Origin of the sequence: Streptomyces sp. HUAS 31 (genome assembly GCF_028198125.1) — a bacterium.
Lineage (GTDB): Bacteria > Actinomycetota > Actinomycetes > Streptomycetales > Streptomycetaceae > Streptomyces > Streptomyces chartreusis.
The window spans coordinates 9,076,117-9,093,072 of sequence record NZ_CP116353.1 but is presented as its reverse complement, the minus strand read 5'-3'; the positions used below and the strand labels follow the sequence as shown (position 1 = coordinate 9,093,072).

At 73.0% G+C, this 16,956-nt stretch carries 16 protein-coding genes and 1 pseudogene; 11 read left to right on the top strand and 6 right to left on the bottom strand.

What is annotated here, in order from left to right; translation table 11 throughout:
- Window positions 1–72 precede the first annotated feature (72 nt).
- Window positions 73–870 (bottom strand): SDR family NAD(P)-dependent oxidoreductase, encoded by a 798-nt coding sequence (locus PGH47_RS39575; RefSeq protein ID WP_271667480.1) that lies wholly within the window; start codon window positions 868–870, stop codon window positions 73–75.
- Between the two features lie 50 nt (window positions 871–920).
- Between PGH47_RS39575 and PGH47_RS39570 the strand changes: the two genes are divergently transcribed.
- Window positions 921–1,469, top strand: a complete 549-nt coding sequence (locus PGH47_RS39570) for a hypothetical protein (protein ID WP_271667479.1) — start codon at window positions 921–923, stop codon at window positions 1,467–1,469.
- Here PGH47_RS39570 and PGH47_RS39565 read toward each other — a convergent pair.
- The 3 genes from PGH47_RS39565 to PGH47_RS39555 form a co-directional block, all read right to left on the bottom strand.
- Complete coding sequence (locus PGH47_RS39565) at window positions 1,460–2,374, bottom strand: SDR family oxidoreductase (protein WP_271667478.1); 915 nt, start codon at window positions 2,372–2,374, stop codon at window positions 1,460–1,462. The two genes, PGH47_RS39570 and PGH47_RS39565, sit on opposite strands and share 10 nt — an antisense overlap.
- 126 nt (window positions 2,375–2,500) lie before the next feature.
- Window positions 2,501–3,130, bottom strand: coding sequence for an MBL fold metallo-hydrolase (locus PGH47_RS39560; protein ID WP_271667477.1), 630 nt, complete (start codon window positions 3,128–3,130; stop codon window positions 2,501–2,503).
- Window positions 3,130–4,218 carry an S-(hydroxymethyl)mycothiol dehydrogenase gene (locus PGH47_RS39555; RefSeq protein ID WP_271667476.1) on the bottom strand — a complete coding sequence of 363 codons (1,089 nt, stop codon included), beginning with the start codon at window positions 4,216–4,218 and terminating at the stop codon, window positions 3,130–3,132. The genes PGH47_RS39560 and PGH47_RS39555 overlap by 1 nt, the downstream gene beginning before the upstream one ends.
- 217 nt (window positions 4,219–4,435) lie before the next feature.
- On the opposite strand from PGH47_RS39555, the pseudogene PGH47_RS39550 reads away from it, so the two are divergent.
- The 3 genes and pseudogenes from PGH47_RS39550 to PGH47_RS39545 form a co-directional block, all read left to right on the top strand.
- Window positions 4,436–5,773 (top strand): annotated as a pseudogene (locus PGH47_RS39550) (MBL fold metallo-hydrolase); the annotation flags it as partial.
- Window positions 5,774–5,776: 3 nt separating this feature from the next.
- On the top strand, window positions 5,777–6,133 hold the full coding sequence (locus tag PGH47_RS43150) for a rhodanese-like domain-containing protein (protein ID WP_333938223.1): 357 nt from the start codon (window positions 5,777–5,779) through the stop codon (window positions 6,131–6,133).
- A gap of 51 nt (window positions 6,134–6,184) precedes the next feature.
- Complete coding sequence (locus PGH47_RS39545) at window positions 6,185–6,934, top strand: sulfite exporter TauE/SafE family protein (protein WP_271667474.1); 750 nt, start codon at window positions 6,185–6,187, stop codon at window positions 6,932–6,934.
- Between the two features lie 18 nt (window positions 6,935–6,952).
- Here PGH47_RS39545 and PGH47_RS39540 read toward each other — a convergent pair whose 3' ends face one another.
- Window positions 6,953–7,240 (bottom strand): metal-sensitive transcriptional regulator, encoded by a 288-nt coding sequence (locus tag PGH47_RS39540; RefSeq protein ID WP_030960363.1) that lies wholly within the window; start codon window positions 7,238–7,240, stop codon window positions 6,953–6,955.
- A gap of 62 nt (window positions 7,241–7,302) precedes the next feature.
- Between PGH47_RS39540 and PGH47_RS39535 the strand changes: the two genes are divergently transcribed.
- Both PGH47_RS39535 and PGH47_RS39530 read left to right on the top strand, forming a co-directional pair.
- Window positions 7,303–7,881: a rhodanese-like domain-containing protein gene (locus tag PGH47_RS39535; protein ID WP_271667473.1), complete on the top strand. Its 579-nt coding sequence runs from the start codon at window positions 7,303–7,305 to the stop codon at window positions 7,879–7,881.
- A gap of 99 nt (window positions 7,882–7,980) precedes the next feature.
- Complete coding sequence (locus tag PGH47_RS39530) at window positions 7,981–9,735, top strand: ABC transporter ATP-binding protein (protein ID WP_271667472.1); 1,755 nt, start codon at window positions 7,981–7,983, stop codon at window positions 9,733–9,735.
- A gap of 18 nt (window positions 9,736–9,753) precedes the next feature.
- Here the strand turns inward: PGH47_RS39530 and PGH47_RS39525 are convergent, their stop codons facing one another.
- Window positions 9,754–10,590: a (2Fe-2S)-binding protein gene (locus tag PGH47_RS39525; protein WP_271667471.1), complete on the bottom strand. Its 837-nt coding sequence runs from the start codon at window positions 10,588–10,590 to the stop codon at window positions 9,754–9,756.
- 340 nt (window positions 10,591–10,930) lie between these two features.
- Between PGH47_RS39525 and PGH47_RS39520 the strand changes: the two genes are divergently transcribed.
- From PGH47_RS39520 to PGH47_RS39500, 5 genes are read left to right on the top strand one after another with little or no spacing between them, the layout of a single operon-like run.
- Window positions 10,931–12,106, top strand: a complete 1,176-nt coding sequence (locus PGH47_RS39520) for an ATP-grasp domain-containing protein (protein WP_271667470.1) — start codon at window positions 10,931–10,933, stop codon at window positions 12,104–12,106.
- Window positions 12,103–13,782 (top strand): IucA/IucC family protein, encoded by a 1,680-nt coding sequence (locus PGH47_RS39515; RefSeq protein WP_271667469.1) that lies wholly within the window; start codon window positions 12,103–12,105, stop codon window positions 13,780–13,782. The genes PGH47_RS39520 and PGH47_RS39515 overlap by 4 nt, the downstream gene beginning before the upstream one ends.
- Window positions 13,779–13,937 carry a hypothetical protein gene (locus PGH47_RS39510; RefSeq protein ID WP_271667468.1) on the top strand — a complete coding sequence of 53 codons (159 nt, stop codon included), beginning with the start codon at window positions 13,779–13,781 and terminating at the stop codon, window positions 13,935–13,937. The genes PGH47_RS39515 and PGH47_RS39510 overlap by 4 nt, the downstream gene beginning before the upstream one ends.
- Window positions 13,937–15,685, top strand: coding sequence for an IucA/IucC family protein (locus PGH47_RS39505; protein ID WP_271667467.1), 1,749 nt, complete (start codon window positions 13,937–13,939; stop codon window positions 15,683–15,685). The genes PGH47_RS39510 and PGH47_RS39505 overlap by 1 nt, the downstream gene beginning before the upstream one ends.
- Window positions 15,682–16,881: a type III PLP-dependent enzyme gene (locus PGH47_RS39500; protein WP_271667466.1), complete on the top strand. Its 1,200-nt coding sequence runs from the start codon at window positions 15,682–15,684 to the stop codon at window positions 16,879–16,881. Before PGH47_RS39505 ends, PGH47_RS39500 begins: the two co-directional genes overlap by 4 nt.
- The last annotated feature ends 75 nt before the right edge of the window (window positions 16,882–16,956 follow it).

The following is a 16,956-nucleotide window of genomic DNA, read 5'->3' as shown; positions in this document are numbered from 1 at the left end:
CGGCCCGGCTGTGACCGAACGGTGAAATTTCGCCGGGCGACAGGGTGGGGTTCGGCCAGGACACCGGACCCGTCAGGCGTCGTCCGCGCGCCTGACCGCTGCCAGGAATCCGGTGTTCACCGCGGTCAGGCCGCCGTCGACGGTGAGCGTGGTGCCGGTGATCCAGGCCGCGTCACGGGACGCCAGGAAGGCGACGGCCGCGGCGATGTCCTCGGGTTCCCCGACCCGGCCCAGCGGGTACAGGCCACGGATCGCGTCGAGCTCCTCGTCCCGGCCCTCCCACGCCGAGGTGCGCACCGTGCCCGGCGTCACGAGATTGACCCGCACGCCCCGGGCGGCGGCGTGGCCTGCGAGGGTACGGGTGAGGGAGACCAGGCCGGCCTTGGCGGCACTGTAGGCGTGGTTGCCGAAGTCCTGGAGCCCGTTGACGGAGCCGATGTTCACGACGGCACCGCGGCCGGAGGCGGCCAGGTGCGGCAGCGCGGCGCGGCAGCAGCGGTAGGTGCCGGTGAGGGTGATGTCGAGGTCGAGGGCCCAGGCGTCGTCCGGACCGTCCTCGAAGAGCTCGGTGTCGGGTGTGCAGGAGGCCGCGCTGTTGACGAGGACGTCCAGCGAGCCGAAGGCGGCCACGGCTCGGGCGACGGCCGCCTCGACGGACTCCCGGTCGCCGACGTCGCACGCCAGCGCCTCGGCCACGAGCCCGCGTCCCCGCAGTTCCGCCGCCGTCCGCTCGGCCTCGGGCCCGTCCCGGTCGGTCAGCAGGACGCGGGCGCCCTCCTCGGCGAAGCGGCGCGCGGTCGCGGCGCCGATACCGCGGCCGGCGCCGGTGATCAGGACTGCGTGGTCTGCGAAGCGCTTCGTGTCCGTCATGGAGCGAACCGTAGTGCCGGGACGATCATCCGGGCAGATAGCGTGCATCCATGTCGGTGTTCCTGCAGCAACTCCCCGCGCTCATAGGCGTCGTGGTCGGCGCTCTCGGTTCCTACGTGGTGGTCGTGCGGGGCGACCGGATGAGGTTCGGACGGGAGCGGGCGGCGCGGTGGGAGGAGCGGCGGCTCGGGGTGTACGCCGACTACGCGCAGTCGGTGAAGAAGACGGTCACGGTGACCTACCGGGTCGCGGCCGGGGCCGGTGTCGATCCGCACCCGGACCCCCTGACCCTCGAACAGGCTCAGCCGCTGCTGGCCGATGCCACCACCCGCCGGGACCCGTCGGGTGAGGCGCTGATCATGCTGGGCAGCCCGGCGGTGGTGGAGAAGGCACGCGTCTGGGTCGTGACGGCGCTGGAGATGGAGCGGTTCGTGCGGGAGCAACGGGAGGACCGGGAGGCATGGCAGGCGCTGCTGGAGCGGCAGCGCGCCGGACGCGAGGGCTACTACGCGGCCGTACGCGAGGACCTCGGCCTCCCGCCGGGCCACTCCGCGCGCTGGCCGCTCCCCGCGGTCGACCCGGTGCCGCCTCAGCGGTAGCCCGCCGTGTCCGCCGGCTTCCCCGCGTCCTGTACCTCCACGAGGTACCGCCAGGCGTCGGGGCGGCTGCCGTCGAGGTCCGTGAAGCCGTAGACCCGCGCGAGCTGCCCGCTGGAGAGGGACTCGCCGTTCCAGCGGGCCAGGTCGGGGTCGGCGGCGAGGGCGGCGACGGCCCGGCCGACGTAGCGCGGGGTCTCGGAGATGGCGAAGTGCGGGACGCGTTCGACGGCGTCACGCCAGTTGTCCTCGCGCACCTCGAAGGCGTCGAGCATCATCTCCGAGCGCAGCCAGCCCGGGGTCAGCGCGACGGCGGTGGCGCCGCGCGGGCCGAGCTCGTGGCCAAGGGAGAAGGCCATGCGCAGTACGGACGTCTTGGCGAGGTCGTAGAAGAAGGAGGTGCGGTAGTTGACGCTGTTGTAGTCCGCCGTGCCGTCGGTCATCTCGACGACCAGCCCGCCCGGATTCCGCAGGAGCAGGGGCAGGGCGTGGTGGCTGGTGATGGCATGTGTCTCGACGGCGAGGCGGAGCAGCCTGAGCCCCTTGTCGAGGTCGTGCTCCCAGACGGGGCTGTCCCAGGCGAAGAGTTTCTCGCCGCCCCAGACGTCGTTGACGAGCACGTCGAGGCGGCCCTGTTCGTCGGCGATCCGGTCCACGAGGGTGCGGACCTGTGCCGGGTCGAGGTGGTCGGTGGGTACGGCGATGCCCCGGCCGCCCGCCTCGGTGACCAGGTCGGCGGTGTCCTCGATGGTCTCCGGGCGGTCGTACTCCGAGCGCCGGGCGCGGGTGCTGCGTCCCGTCACGTAGACCGTGGCGCCGGCCGCTCCGAGTTCGACGGCGATGCCGCGTCCGGCTCCCCGGGTCGCCCCGGCGACCAGTGCGACCTTGTCCTTGAGCGGCTGTGACATGTCCGGCCTCCGGTGCCCTCGTGTGTGGTGTCCTCATCGAGGGTGCCGGGGAAGCCGGACATCTTCTGTCGCCTTTTTCGGGAGGGTGCCGCCTTTCACGGCAGCGTCACCCGGCCGGGTGCGGGCTCAGTGGCCCCGGTCGAGCCACTCCTGGAGGTGCGGTGCCTCGTCGCCGATGGTCGTCGGGTCGCCGTGGCCGGTGAGGACCTTCGTCTCGGGCGGCAGGGTGAGCAGCCGGTCGCGGATCGAGCCGATGATCGTCGGGAAGTGGGAGTACGAGCGGCCGGTGGCGCCGGGACCGCCCTGGAAGAGGGTGTCGCCGGTGAAGATCACGCCGAGGCCGGGGTCGTACAGGCAGACGGCGCCCGGCGCGTGCCCCGGGGTGTGCAGGACCGTGAGGTCGGCGCCCGCGGCCTCGATGACCTGGCCGTCCAGGAGGTGGGCGTCGGGGTCGCGGTCCGGGTGGGTCAGCTTCCACAGCGGCATGTCGTCGGGGTGCAGCCAGATCGTGGCGCCGGTGCGGTCCGCGAGGGCGGGTGCGGCGTCGATGTGGTCGTTGTGGGCGTGGGTGCACACGATCGCCGTCAGTCGCCGGTCGCCGACGGCCGTGGCGATGGCCTCGGCGTCGTGGGCGGCGTCGATGACGATCACCTCGTGGTCGTCGCCGACCAGCCAGACATTGTTGTCGACGTCCCAGGTGCCGCCGTCGAGGGTGAACTGCCCGGAGGTGACGAGGCGTTCGATACGGGCGGTCATCAGAACACCACCACCGAGCGCAGGACGTCTCCCTGGTGCATCCGCTCGAAGGCCTTCTCCACGTCGGTGAGTTCGATCGTCTCGGTGACGAACGCCGCGAGGTCCAGGCGCCCTTGCAGATGCAGGTCGATCAGCATCGGGAAGTCCCTGCTCGGCAGGCAGTCGCCGTACCAGGAGGACTTCAGGGCCCCGCCGCGCCCGAAGACGTCGAGCAGCGGCAGCTCCAGCTTCATCTCCGGGGTCGGCACACCGACCAGGACGACGGTGCCGGCGAGGTCGCGGGCGTAGAAGGCCTGCTTGTACGTCTCCGGGCGGCCGACCGCCTCGATCACGACGTCGGCGCCGAAACCGCCGGTCAGCTCGCGGATCGCCTCGACGGGATCGGTCTCGCGCGAGTTGACCGTGTGCGTGGCGCCCATGGAGCGGGCCTTCTCCAGCTTCCGGTCGTCGATGTCCACGGCGATGATCTTCGCGGCGCCGGCCAGGTTCGAGCCCGCGATGGCCGCGTCACCGACCCCGCCGCAGCCGATCACGGCCACGCTGTCGCCGCGGCCGACGTTCCCGGTGTTGATCGCCGCGCCGATGCCGGCCATCACGCCGCAGCCCAGCAGCCCGGCCACCGCCGGGGCCACCGCCGGGTCGACCTTGGTGCACTGTCCCGCCGCGACCAGCGTCTTCTCGGCGAAGGCGCCGATGCCGAGCGCCGGAGAGAGTTCCTGGCCGGTGGCGGCGAGGGTCATCTTCTGGCCGGCGTTGTGGGTGGCGAAGCAGTACCAGGGCCGGCCGCGCAGACAGGCACGGCAGTTCCCGCACACGGCACGCCAGTTGAGGATCACGAAGTCGCCGGGGGCGACGTCCGTGACGCCGTCGCCGACTGACTCCACCACCCCCGCCGCCTCATGGCCGAGCAGGAACGGGAAGTCGTCGCTGATGCCGCCCTGCTTGTAGTGCAGGTCGGTGTGACAGACCCCGCAGGCCTGGACCCGTACGACGGCTTCTCCCGGCCCCGGATCCGGCACGACGATCGTCTCCACGCGCACGGCCTCGTCCTTGCCCGGTGCGATCACGCCCCGCACTTCCTGCGCCATGGTGCTCAGCCCTTCCCTCCGCGGATCTCCGTCCACTTCCGACCCTAGACGCAACTGATCAGTAAGGGCACGGAGAGGGGGTCCTCACATGTGCTTCCGGCCACGACGCCTCGAATACCCCCGGGGGTACCCTGCTACTGTGGACTACATACCCCCGGGGGTACATCCCTCGCCGGGGTGGGCACGGGCTTCACCAGGACAGGAGAGGAGTGTTGCCGTGTACTTCGTCGACACCATCGAGGTGCCGGGACTGGGCAACCGCGGCTATCTGGCGGGCGGCGCCCACAGCGCCGTGGTGGTCGATCCGCCGCGGGACATCGACCGTGTGATGGCCGCCGCCGCACGGCGGGGTGTGCGCATCACACATGTGGTGGAGACACACGTCCACAACGACTACGTGACCGGCGGCCTGGAGCTGGCCCGGCTCACCGGCGCCGCCTACCTGGTCCCCGCCGCGGCACGGGTCGCCTACGCGCGCGTGCCGGTCGCCGACGGGGACCGCACGCACATCCAGGACGACCTGATGCTGCGCGCCCTGGCCACCCCCGGGCACACCCCGCACCACACGTCGTACGTGCTGGAGGAGGCCGGGCGCGCCGTGGCCGTCTTCACGGGCGGCTCCCTGCTCATCGGCACCGTGGGACGGCCCGACCTGGTCGAGCCGGGGCTGACGGGCGGGCTGGCGCGGGCGCAGTACGACTCGGCGCACCGGCTGGCGGCCGAGCTGCCCGACGAGACGCGGGTCCTGCCCACGCACGGCTTCGGCAGTTTCTGTTCGGCCGGCCAGTCGGCCGGTGGGACGGCGACGACCATCGGGCGTGAGCGGCAGGTCAACGACGCCCTGGTCAAGGACGTCGACACCTTCGTCGCCGAGCTGCTCGCCACGCTGGACGACGTACCTGCGTACTACGCCCACATGGGGCCCGCCAACACACAGGGCCCGGCTCCTGTGGATCTGACGCCGCCCCGCCCGGCCGACGCCGAGGAGATCGCGGCGCGGCTGGCCGCCGGGGAGTGGGTGGTGGACCTGCGTCATCGCGTCGCGTTCGCCGAGGGCCATGTCGCAGGGGCGGTCAATTTCGAGGCGGAGGGCCAGCTGGCCACCTATCTGGCCTGGCTGCTGCCCTGGGGCAAGCCGGTGACGCTGCTCGCCGAGTCGCCCGCCCAACTCGCCGACGCCCAGCGCGAACTGGTCCGCGTCGGCATCGACCGGCCGGCCGCGGCGGCCACCGGTTCCCCGGCGGACTGGGTACGCCCCGGTGAGCTCCCGCGCTCCTTCGCGCGCGGCACCTTCGCCGACCTCGCGGCCCAGGAGGGCGTGATCACCCTGGACGTTCGGCGCGACTCCGAGCGCCACGCGGGCCACATCAAGGGTTCCCTGCACATACCGGTGCACGAGCTGCGCGGCCGTCTCTCCGAGATACCGGACGGCACCGTGTGGGTGCACTGCGCAGGCGGTATGCGCGCCGGCATCGCCGCCTCGCTCCTGGACGCGGCGGGGCGCGCTGTCGTGGCCGTCGACGACTCCTTCGACTCGGCCCGTGCGGCCGGGCTGCCCATGGCCCGGGTCACGCCGGCCGAGGCATGGGAGCGCACGGACGCGGGGGCGGTCCTCGTGGACGTCCGCGAGGCGCCGGAGTGGGCCGAGGGCCACGCCCCCGGCGCCGTCCTCGCCCCCTTGTCCGCCCTGACCGCCGGCGAGCCGCTGCCCGAGTCCGCACGGTCCCGTCCGGTCGTGGCCATCTGCCGCTCCGGCAAGCGCTCCCGCGAGGCGGCGGCCCTGCTCTCCGCGCGTGGCGCCGAGGTCGTGGACGTGGTCGGAGGGATGCGCGCATGGACGGAGGCCGGGCTTCCGGTGGTCGCCGAGGCGGGCTTCTCCGAGGCGGCGGAATCGGGGGCGTCCGGTGCGGAGTGAGGTCCGGCTCCACGGCTCTCATCGCATCGCGCCCCCTCCCGGAGCGACCTCGTGACGACCCTGCTCCTCGGGCTCCTCGCCGGTGGCGCGACCGGGCTCGCACTCGGGGCGCTGGGCGGGGGCGGCAGCGTGCTGGCGGTGCCGGCGCTGATCTATCTGCTCGACTTCAGTCCGGCCGCCGCGGCCACCGCGAGCCTGCTCGTGGTCGGCGTCACCTCCGCCACCGCGCTCGGCGCGCACGCCCGTGCGGGCACCGTGCGCTGGCGGGGCGGGGCGCTGTTCGCGGCGGCGGGGCTGGTCCCGGCGGCGATCGGCGGCGCGGTGTCCGGGTGGCTGCCGTCCTGGCTGCTCACGGGCGCCTTCGCGGTGATCGCCGCGCTGGCCGCCCTGCGCATGCTGCGGCCGTCGGCGTCCGTACGGGACGAGGACGTGCCGGTGCGGTCCTGGCAGGTCGTCCGGGCCGGGGCGGGACTCGGCGCGGTGACCGGTGTGCTGGGGGTGGGCGGCGGCTTCCTCGCCGTACCGGCTCTGGTGAACGTCGTCGGGCTGCGGATGCGGGCCGCCGTGGGGACCAGCCTGCTGGTGATCACCGTCAACTCGCTGGTCGCCCTGGTGGCGCGGGCCGGCACGGACGCGCGCATCGACTGGGCCGCCGTGGCACCGTTCACGGCGGCCGCCGTACTCGGCGCGTGGGACGGCAAACGCCTCGCCGGGAAGATCTCCGGCGACCGGCTGCGGCAGCTGTTCGCCTGGGCACTGCTGGCCGTGGCCGCCCTCATGCTGGTGGACGCCGTCGTATGACCCGGGTACGGACCGTGACTACGCCAGGGACAGGAAGAGCTTCTCCAGACGGGCCTTCATCTGCTCCGTCGTCTCGCCGTCGGCGCGCCCCTTCTCGGTGTCGGTGAGGCACTGCTGCAACCCGGTCGCGATGATCGCGAAGCCGGCCCGGTCGAGGGCGCGGGAGGCGGCGGCGAGCTGGGTGACCACGTCCTCGCAGTCGCGACCCTCCTCGATCATCTTGATCACTCCGGAGATCTGCCCCTGTGCCCGGCGCAGCCGGTTGAGCACCGACTTGAGGTCATCGCCCTCGAACTGAAGCTCCACGATCACTCCTCTACATACCCTTGGGGGTATTTTACCCCTCACCTGAAAGGATCTCACTCCGCATGACCTCTCCCCTCGACCCTCGCACCCTCGACATCGACACGGCCCGCACCCGGCTGCCCGGGATGACCGTCATCGACGTCCGCACCCCCGGCGAGTACGCCGCCGGTCATCTGCCCGGCGCGCTGAACGTCCCCCTGGACCGGCTCGACCGCGCCCTGCCCGCGCTGCGCCGGCACTACGGCGAACTCCTGGTGGTCTGCGCCTCCGGAGCCCGCTCCGAGAACGCCTGCCGGCTGCTCGCCGAACACGGCGTCGCGGCCATGACCCTGACCGGCGGCACCCAGGGCTGGGCGGCGCGCGGACACGAGCTCGACCGTCCCGCGTCCGGTGCGCGCCGCACATGGGCCATGGAACGGCAGGTGCGGTTCACCGCGGGCTCGGTCGTCCTGGTCGGCCTCGCCCTCGGACTGCTGCACCCGGCCTGGCAGTTGCTGTCCGCCGCTGTCGCGGGCGGCCTGGTCCTCTCCGCGCTCAGCAACACCTGCGGGATGGCCGCGATGCTCTCGAAGCTGCCGCACAACCGCCCGCGCCCCGCCGAGCTGGACGCGACCCTGGCGGCCCTGGCACAGCGCGGATAGGCGCACACCGCATGCGGTCCCCAGCTCCGGGAAACCCGCAGGCCTCGCGGGAGGGAGCCGACGTAGCCTGAATGCTCCGTACGACTCCGGAGGAGCCCCGTGAGCATCGCCGACGCCCAACCCACCCCGCCCACTTGGCGGCTGCTCCTGGGCTATGTACGTCCGCACCGGTGGGCCCTGCTGGCGGGCGCGCTGCTCTCGCTGGTCACCGGCGCGACCGGGCTGCTCCTGCCGCTGGTCGCCCGGGAGCTGATCGACGACCTGTCGCACGACCGGGCCATCACCGGGGCGCTGCTGATCATGTCGGCGCTGGTGGTGGCCAACGCGGCATTGGGCGGGCTGGGTTCGTACGTGCTGCGGCGCACCGCCGAGTCGGTGGTGCTCGGCGCACGGCGCGCCCTGTCGTCGTATCTGCTGCGACTGCGCATCACCGCCGTGGACCGGAGCGAGCCGGGCGATCTGATGGCCCGCGTCACCTCGGACACCACCCTGTTGCGCGAGGTCACGACCGACTCGCTGGTGGGCCTCGGCACCGGCGGGCTCACGCTCCTGGCGACGGTCGTGATGATGGGCCTGGTGGATCCGGTACTCCTCGCGGTCACGCTCGCCGTGATCCTGGGCGCCGGCACGGTCCTCGGGGTGATCGTGCCGCGCATCAACCAGGCCAGCCGGCAGGCGCAGGACGCGGTCGGAGTGATGGGCGCCTCGCTGGAGCGGATCCTCGGCGCGCTGCGCACGGTGAAAGCGTCCGGCGCCGAGCACCGGGAGGAGCGCACGCTGCACGAGGCCGCCGAGGAGTCCTGGCGGCAGAGCGTGCGGGCCGCCAAGTGGGCGGCAGCGGCAGGCAACACGGCGGGGCTCGCCATGCAGATCGCCTTCATCACGGTGCTCGCGGTCGGCGGGGCGCGGGTGGCGACCGGCGCCATCGACATCGGCACGCTGGTCGCGTTCCTGCTGTACGTCTTCTATCTGATGTCGCCGATCCAGGAGGTCGTCGGCGCGATCACCCAGTACCAGACGGGTTCTGCCGCGCTCGCCCGGATCCAGGAGGCGCTGCGGCTGCCCGCCGAACCGGCCGCCCTGCCCGCGCCGTTGCCGTCCGCCGGGGCCCAGCCCGCCACGCTGACCTTCGAGGACGTGCGCTTCCGGTACGCCGAAGACCTGCCGTACGTCCATCACGGGGTGACGTTCGACGTGCCCGCGCAGGGCATGACCGCGTTCGTCGGTCCGTCCGGTGCGGGCAAGACCACGGTGTTCTCGCTCATCGAACGGTTCTACGACCCAGAGGACGGGACCATCACGCTCGACGGGCGGGATCTGGCGGACTGGGAGCTGGTGCAGTTGCGCTCGGCCATCGGGTACGTCGAGCAGGACGCCCCGGTCCTGTCGGGCTCCCTGCGTGCCAACCTGCTGCTCGGCAACCCGGACGCGGACGAGGACGCCCTGACGCGGGTGCTGAAGACGACCCGGCTGGACGGCCTGGTCGCGCGGCTGCCCGACGGTCTGGAGACGCTCGTCGGGCATCGCGGCACCAAGCTGTCGGGCGGCGAGCGCCAGCGCGTGGCCATCGCCCGTGCCCTGCTGCGCCGGCCGCGGCTGCTGCTCCTCGACGAGGCCACCTCGCAGCTGGACGCGGTGAACGAGGCGGCCCTGCGGGACACGGTCGCCGATGTCGCCCGTACGACCACCGTGCTGGTCGTCGCGCACCGGCTGTCGACGGTGACGATGGCCGACCGGATCGTGGTCATGGACGCGGGCCGGGTGCGCGCGGTGGGCACACATCGCGAACTCGTGGCCGCGGACCCGCTCTACGCGGAGCTGGCGGCGACGCAGTTCCTGGCGACGGCCGAGTAGGGCTGCCGGCAGGCCGTCTCAGCCTTCGAGGCGGCGCAGCCGTTCCGCGTCGCAGGTGCGGGGGCAGGTGGCGCAGGCCTCGTCGGGGCGGATCGTGTAGTACATGCAGCATCCGGCGCGGGTGCGTGTGGGGTGGCGGCGGCCGTCGGCCGTCGTCAGGTGCCGGAAGTCGGCTCCGCTCGGGTACGGGGCCACCGCGGACGGCAGCAGTCGTTCGGCCGCCCGCACGGCCTCGTCCTCGCGGCCCAGCACCCGGCCGAGGTACCAGATGCCGGAGACCAGGTCGTCGGAGACCATGCCCCACAGGGCGCGGGAGCCGCGCCGCGCGACGGGACCGATCGCGTCCAGCAGGGGCGCCATGTGATCGGCGACCGCGGCGCGCAACTCCGCCCGCAGCGCTTCCTCATGAGGGACCGTCAGTACACCCGGCAGGGCCGCCGCCGGATCGTCGGCGAGACAGGCGAGGTCGCTTCCGGGCGTCACGGTGAACTCGGCCGCGGCGAGGTCCAGCCGCAGATCCTCGGGCCGGATCCGCGGCACCCGGCGTTCGAGGTACCAGGCGCCGCTCATCAGGAGCGAGATCGACCAGGCGTAGTCGTGCAGGGCGCGCGAGGCGGCGACATGGCGCCGCACGACCACCCCGTGACGATCGTGAATCCGGGTTGCCTCGGCGGCCACGAAGGCGTCGAGCGCGGCTCCGTCCTTCACCAGTTCCGCCGCCGACACGCCGGCTCCGGCGTCCGCCGCTCCGGGTTCGGCGACCCGCACGGACAGCACTTCGCACAGGCCTGCGAGCCGCGCGTAGACGTCACCGAGCGTATGCGCGACGGCGGTGGTCATCGGGGCCAGGGACATCGTTGCTCCCCTGCGTGTTCATCAAGTCAGATAGGTAAGGCTTACCTTACACTTGCGATCAAGCAGAGAACGCCAGGTGGGCTACTCGCGGGCGAGTCGACGACCCCGAACACCCCAGTGATCGCGCGGCATTTGAGAGACAAAGGAAGGCTACCCTAAGCTCACCGTTTGTGACCGCGACCCGACGTGGCACACCGATCGGTGTGCCCTTCCGTGCCCTCTGGCACGCCCCGCTCCTCCTCCGGCGCCGGCCGCGAGCCCGATGACGGTTCCCGACAGGACCCCTCTCCGGGCGCGGCCCGCGACCCCTCACCCGCTCAGCGGAAGTCAGTTCATCTCCATGCGTCTGTACCTGCTCGCCCTCAACCCGACCGACGCCGTCTCCGAGGGCTTCCTGCCCGCCGCGGCACGGCTCGGCCTGGACGTCACCGTCCTCACCGACCAGCCCGCGGCCCACCGCCGCGCCCACCCGGACATCGAGGTCCTGGAGTGCGACGTGCGTGACTTCCGGGCCGTGATCAGCCGTGTCTCCACCCATCACCGACCCGACGCCGTCTTCACCAACAGCGACCATCTCCAGACCCAGGCCGCCCTGGCCGCCGACTACTTCGGCCTGCCCGGCAAGGACTGGCGGGCCGCTCTGCGCTGCAAGGACAAGGCCGAGATGCGCCGTCGGCTCGCCGCGGCCGGCGTGGACACCGTGTGGTCGACCGAGCTGACCGAACCGGTCGCACCCGGCGACGCGCCGTACCCGTGTGTGCTCAAGCCTCGCGAGGGCGTGGCCAGCGAGGACGTCGTCCTCGTCGACGGCCCGGAGGAACTCGTGGCGCACGCCAAGGAGATCCTGGAGCGCCGCCCGGGTGCCGCCCTGCTCGTCGAGGAGTACCTCCCCGGCGACCTGTTCACCCTGGAGACCCTCGGCGACGGGCGCGTCCGCCATGTCCTGGGCGGCTTCCGCACCGAGCTGTCCCCACCGCCGTACTTCGTCGAGGAGCGCCTCACCTTCGTCCCCGCCCATCCCGGGCCGGTCGTCGCGCAGGTCCTGGAGCAACTGGACGCGCTGGGCGTCGGGTTCGGGGCGTGCCACACCGAGTTCGTGGTGCGCGCGGGGCGGGCGCGGATCATCGAGGTCAACTACCGTGCCATCGGCGACCAGTGCGACCTGCTCCTGGCGCGGCTGCTGGAGATCCCGCTCTTCGAGCACATCCTGCGCACCCACCTGGGCGAGCCCCTGCCGGCCGACCTCGATGCCCGCAGGGACGGCGCCGCCCGCCTGGACTATCCGTGCGCCGATCGCGCGGGAACCCTCGTCGACGCTCCCCCGGCCACGGAACTGGACGTGGAGGGCGCACATCTGACGTACCGTCCGCTGCGCGCGGTCGGCGAGCGGCACGAGCTGTACCGCACGAACCGCGACTACCTCGGCGTCCTGCGCGCCACCGGCACCGACCAGCCGGCGGTGGACCGGGCGGTGGCGGAGTTCCTGGCCGGGCGGCGCTGGGAGATCCAGCCGTGACCGCGCCGACGACCACCACGGACACCTGCGAGGCGGAGCTGCTCACCCGCGTCCTCGGCGCCCTCCTGCGCGAGGATGTGGTCGGGCTGCGCAGCCGGGGCACACCGGTGCGGCGCCCCGACGGCGACTGGGTGCGCCTGCCCGTGCCGGACGACGCACTGCTGCTGCCCGTCACCGAGGACGGCTTCCAGGGCGTGTACGCCGCCCGGTTGCCGCTGCTCGTGCGCGAGTCGGACGGCGCCGAACTGTCGTCGTGCGACAGCGTGCTCGGCGCTCTGCGCCTGCTCGCCGAACCGGAGGACCGGGGTGGCTTCGACGCCTTCGCCGAGGAGTGCCGTCAGACGCTGGTGACGATGCGGCTGCACGCGGAGACGCGGGACGAGGTCATGCGGCGGCTGACCTTCGGGACGGGCCTCGCGGGCAGCCTGGCGTACGACACGCTCGCCGCCCGGCTCGACCATCCCGTCTATCCGACGGCGCGCGGTCGCTCGGGGCTGGACGAGACGCAACTGCGGGCATTCGCACCGGAGTTCCAACCCTCCTTTCGGCTGCGCTGGATCGCCGTGCCGCGAGACACCGTCACCTTCTCGGGCACACTGCCGGACTTCTGGCCCACTCCCGAGGCCCTCGGGCTCACGAATCCGAGCGGCGGCCACGTCATGCTGCCCGTGCATCCGCTGACCGTCGACGCCCTGCGAGCCGCCCGCCTGCCGGACGGGGCGGTGCTCGCAGAGCGGGCCCATCTGGAGGTCGTGCCGACGCTGTCCATGCGGACGGTGGCGACGGTCGCCGATCCGTCCGTGCATCTCAAACTGCCCCTCGCCACCGCCACGTTGGGCCTGCGCAACAAGCGGACCGTCAAGCCGGGCACACTCGTCGACGGTGCCGTCGGGCAGCGGCTGATCGAGGCGGTGATCGACCGCGAGCCACGGTTCAGGGGCGTGATCCTGCACGCCGACGAGACGACGTACGCCCATGCCGGGCACGAGCTGCTCGCGGTGCTCTGCCGCCGTTACCCGGCCGGCCTCGACGATGCCGTGGTGGTGCCGATGGCGGCGCTTCTCGCGGAGGCCCCCGACGGGCGACCGGTACTGGACCACCTCGCCGACCGCTTCCACGGCGGCGACCCCCTCGCGCTGCTGGATTCGGTACTCACCGTGCTGTTCGACTGGCAGACCACCCTGTTCGGCCGCGGCATCGCACTGGAGTCGCACCAGCAGAACATCTCCCTGGTGCTGACGTCCGACGGTCTGCGGCTGCTGTTCAAGGACAACGACGGGCCGCGCGTCAACACCGAGCGGCTGCACGCCGCGCTCCGCGGCCCGTGGGCCTTCGACGACGCCCGGATCCTCGGCACGGACGACGGGCCGGTCGCCGACCTGTTCACCACGATCACTCTGCATCTGTGCGCGGGCGCGTACGCCTTCGGGCTCCCCCGGCAGCGCCGCGCACTCCTCGACCTCGTACGGAACCGGCTGACGGAGTCCCTCGACCGGCTCGGCGGCGACGCGGCGGACGTCCTGCGCGCCCGAGTCCTGCACGCGCGGGAGCTGCCGGTCAAGGCGATGGTGACGGCCGGGACCCTGCTCTCGAAGGAGCGGTCGGGCGCGGCCGACATCAACAAGCACTACACCAGCGGCCCCAACTATCTACTGCGGAGCGGGGGTTCGCCGTGAGCGTCGGACCCCGCCGTTCCTTCTCCAAGGCCGACGCGGTCGCGGGCGGCGTCCGCTTCGGGCCGGCCGCACCCGTGCTGATCGGCGGTGCCGCCGCCTCCGTCACGGCCGTTCTCCTGCCCACCCCGCACCCGCGCACCCGCTGGAGCCGCTGATGCCCTCCCTGACCGACACGCTCCCCGAGCAGGGCACCGCCCCGGTCACCTCCGCCGAACTGCCCTCCGCCGACGAGGTCGTGGCCCACACGCTCCTCAACTGCCTGCTGCGCGAGGTCTCCGGCCCCGAGCGCCAGAGCGTCGTCACCGCCGGCCGTCTGCTGCTGCGGCTGCCACGCCGCGGCGTGCTGCTGCGCGTCGCCCTGCGTCGTACGTCCCTGCTCGGTGCGCACCGGTTCACCGGGCCGGTGAGCGAGCAGCGGGGCGGCGTCTGGACGGAGGTGGACTGGCGCCGACTGGCCGAGTACACGCACGACGAGCTGTGGCTGCGGACGGGTGTGCGCAACGAGGAGTTCCTGCAGCAGATCGCCTCCAGCCACGGGGCCGTCGCGACGGCGCTCACCGTCACGCGCCCGCCCCACACCCCGCTGGACCGGCTCTCCGCCTATCTCGCCTCCGAGCAGTCCCTCGTCTTCGGCCACCGTTTCCACCCCACCCCGAAGGCCCGCACCGGCGACCCGCGCGCCTGGTCCGCGTACGCCCCCGAGGTCGGCGCGACCTTCCCGCTGCGGCATCTCGCCGTGCGCAGCGGTCTGATCGCCGAGGAGTACACCGACCCCGCGTCCGTCGCGCCCCTGGACGCGCAGCGCCCGGACGTTCCCGACGGCTACCGGCTGCTGCCCGCCCACCCCTGGCAGTTCGAGACGCTGCGCGGGCATCCGCTGCTGCGGGCCGCCCTGGAGCGGGGCGACGTCCTCGACCTGGGCCCCGGCGGCGCCCCGTTCGCCGCCACCGCCTCGGTGCGCACGCTGTACGACGGGGAGACGTTCCTGAAGTTCAGCCTGAACGTGCGCATCACCAACTGCCTGCGCAAGAACAGCAGTTACGAGCTGTCCGGTGCCGTCGCCCTGACCCGCGCCCTGGCCCCGGCGTTCGCCGATCTCGCCGCGCGTTTCCCCGGCAGCGACATGCTCCGCGAGCCCGCCTACCGCACGCTCGCCCTGCCCGGCCCCGACGGCACACCGGACCGCGCACTGCTGGAGGGCTTCGGTGTGATCGTCCGCGAGGGCCTGCGGGACCGGCTCGCCCCGGGCACCACTCCCCTGCTCGCGGCGGCCGTCGCCGACGAGTACCCGACCGGCGGGGCGCACATCTCGCGGCTTCTCGCCGGGGCCGACGAGCGGGCGGCCCTCGACTGGTGGTCGGCCTATCTCGACCTCCTCGTCCCGCCGGTCCTGTCCGCCTACTTCGACCACGGCATCGTCCTGGAACCGCACCTCCAGAACGTGCTGATCTGCGTCGACGGCGACGGCCGCCCCGCGCAGGTGCTCTTCCGCGACCTGGAGGGCACCAAGCTGGTCCCGGCGCACCACCAGGCCACCCTCGACGCGCTGCCGCCCGAGGTCGCGGGCCCGCTGACGTACGACGCGCAGCGCGGCTGGGACCGGGTCGTCTACTGCCTGCTGGTCAACCATGTCGCCGAGCTGCTCGCCGCCCTCGCCGACCTGTACCCGCAGGCGGAGGCCGCCCTGTGGGCCCGGGTGCGCGACACGCTCCGGGCGCATGCCGAGGCCCACGGCTGCCCGCCCCGGATGGCCGCTCTCCTCGCCGGGGTGCCATTGCCCGCCAAGGCCAATCTCCTCACCCGCTGGGAGCGCAAGGCGGACCGGGAGGCGGGCTATGTCCGGCTGCCGTCCCCGCTGGCCGAGGACATCCTCCGTGACACGACCGGGAGCGCCGCCCGATGACACAGCCCACGGCCGCGGTCCGCGACCGCGTCCTGACTCTGCCCGCGACCGAACTACCCGCGTATGTCTACGACTTGGCAGCTTTGCGCGCACACGCGGCCACCGTCCGGGACGCCCTGCCCGAGCGGGTCGAGCTGTACTACGCCGCCAAGGCGAACCCCGAGCCGGAGATCCTCACCGCGCTCGGCCCGTTCGTCGACGGCTACGAGGTGGCCTCGGGCGGTGAACTCGCCCATGTCGCCAAGGCCGTTCCGGGGCGCCCGCTCGCCTTCGGCGGTCCGGGCAAGACGCCGGACGAGATCACCGCCGCGCTGGAGCAGGGAGTCGAGCGCTTTCACGTGGAGAGCGAGCACGAACTGCGCATGCTCGCCGAGCTGGCCCGCCGGGACGCGCCGGGGCGACGGGTGGCGGTCCTGCCACGGGTCAACCTGCCGGTGGCCGACGGCTCGCTGGCGAACAGCTCGCTCGCGATGGGCGGTCGTCCCACCCCGTTCGGCATGGACCCGGCACGGGCCGAGCCGATGATCCGGCAGCTGGCCGACGGCGCGTTCCCGCAGCTCGAACCGGTCGGCGTGCACGCCCACTTGGCGAGCGGGCTGGAGGCCGCGGAGCAGGTCGCGGTGGCCGAGTCCGTCGTCACGTGGGCGACGGACCTCGGGGTCCGGCTCGGCGAGGTGAACGTCGGCGGCGGCATGCACGTCGACTACGGCGACCCCGAGCACCGCTTCGACTGGGCCGCCTACGGCACCGGGCTCGCCCGGCTCATCGAGCGGCATCCGCGGCTGACCCTGCGCATCGAGCCGGGCCGGGCGCTCACGGCGTACTGCGGCTGGTACGCCACGGAGGTGCTGGACGTGAAGCACAGCCACGGTGAGGAGTTCGCCGTGGTCCGGGGCGGCACCCATCATCTGCGGACCCCGGCGACCAAGGGGCACGACCAGCCCTGTTCCGTGCTGCCGGTCGACGCCTGGCCATCTCCCTGGCCGCGCCCGGCGGCCGAGGGCGAGCGGATCACCCTGGCCGGGCAGCTGTGCACGCCGAAGGACGTGCTCGCCCGCCGGGTGCCGGCGGCCGGGCTGCGGGCCGGGGACCGGGTGGCGTTCGCGCTGGCGGGGGCGTACGCGTGGAACATCTCCCACCACGACTTCCTGATGCATCCGAGGCCCGGCTTCCACTTCCTCGACGCCACCGTGTAGACACCTCGTCACTCTCGGCACACGCAAAAGGGCCGCCCGGCATTCGGGCGGCCCTTCCGTGTGCGGGCGTGCGGC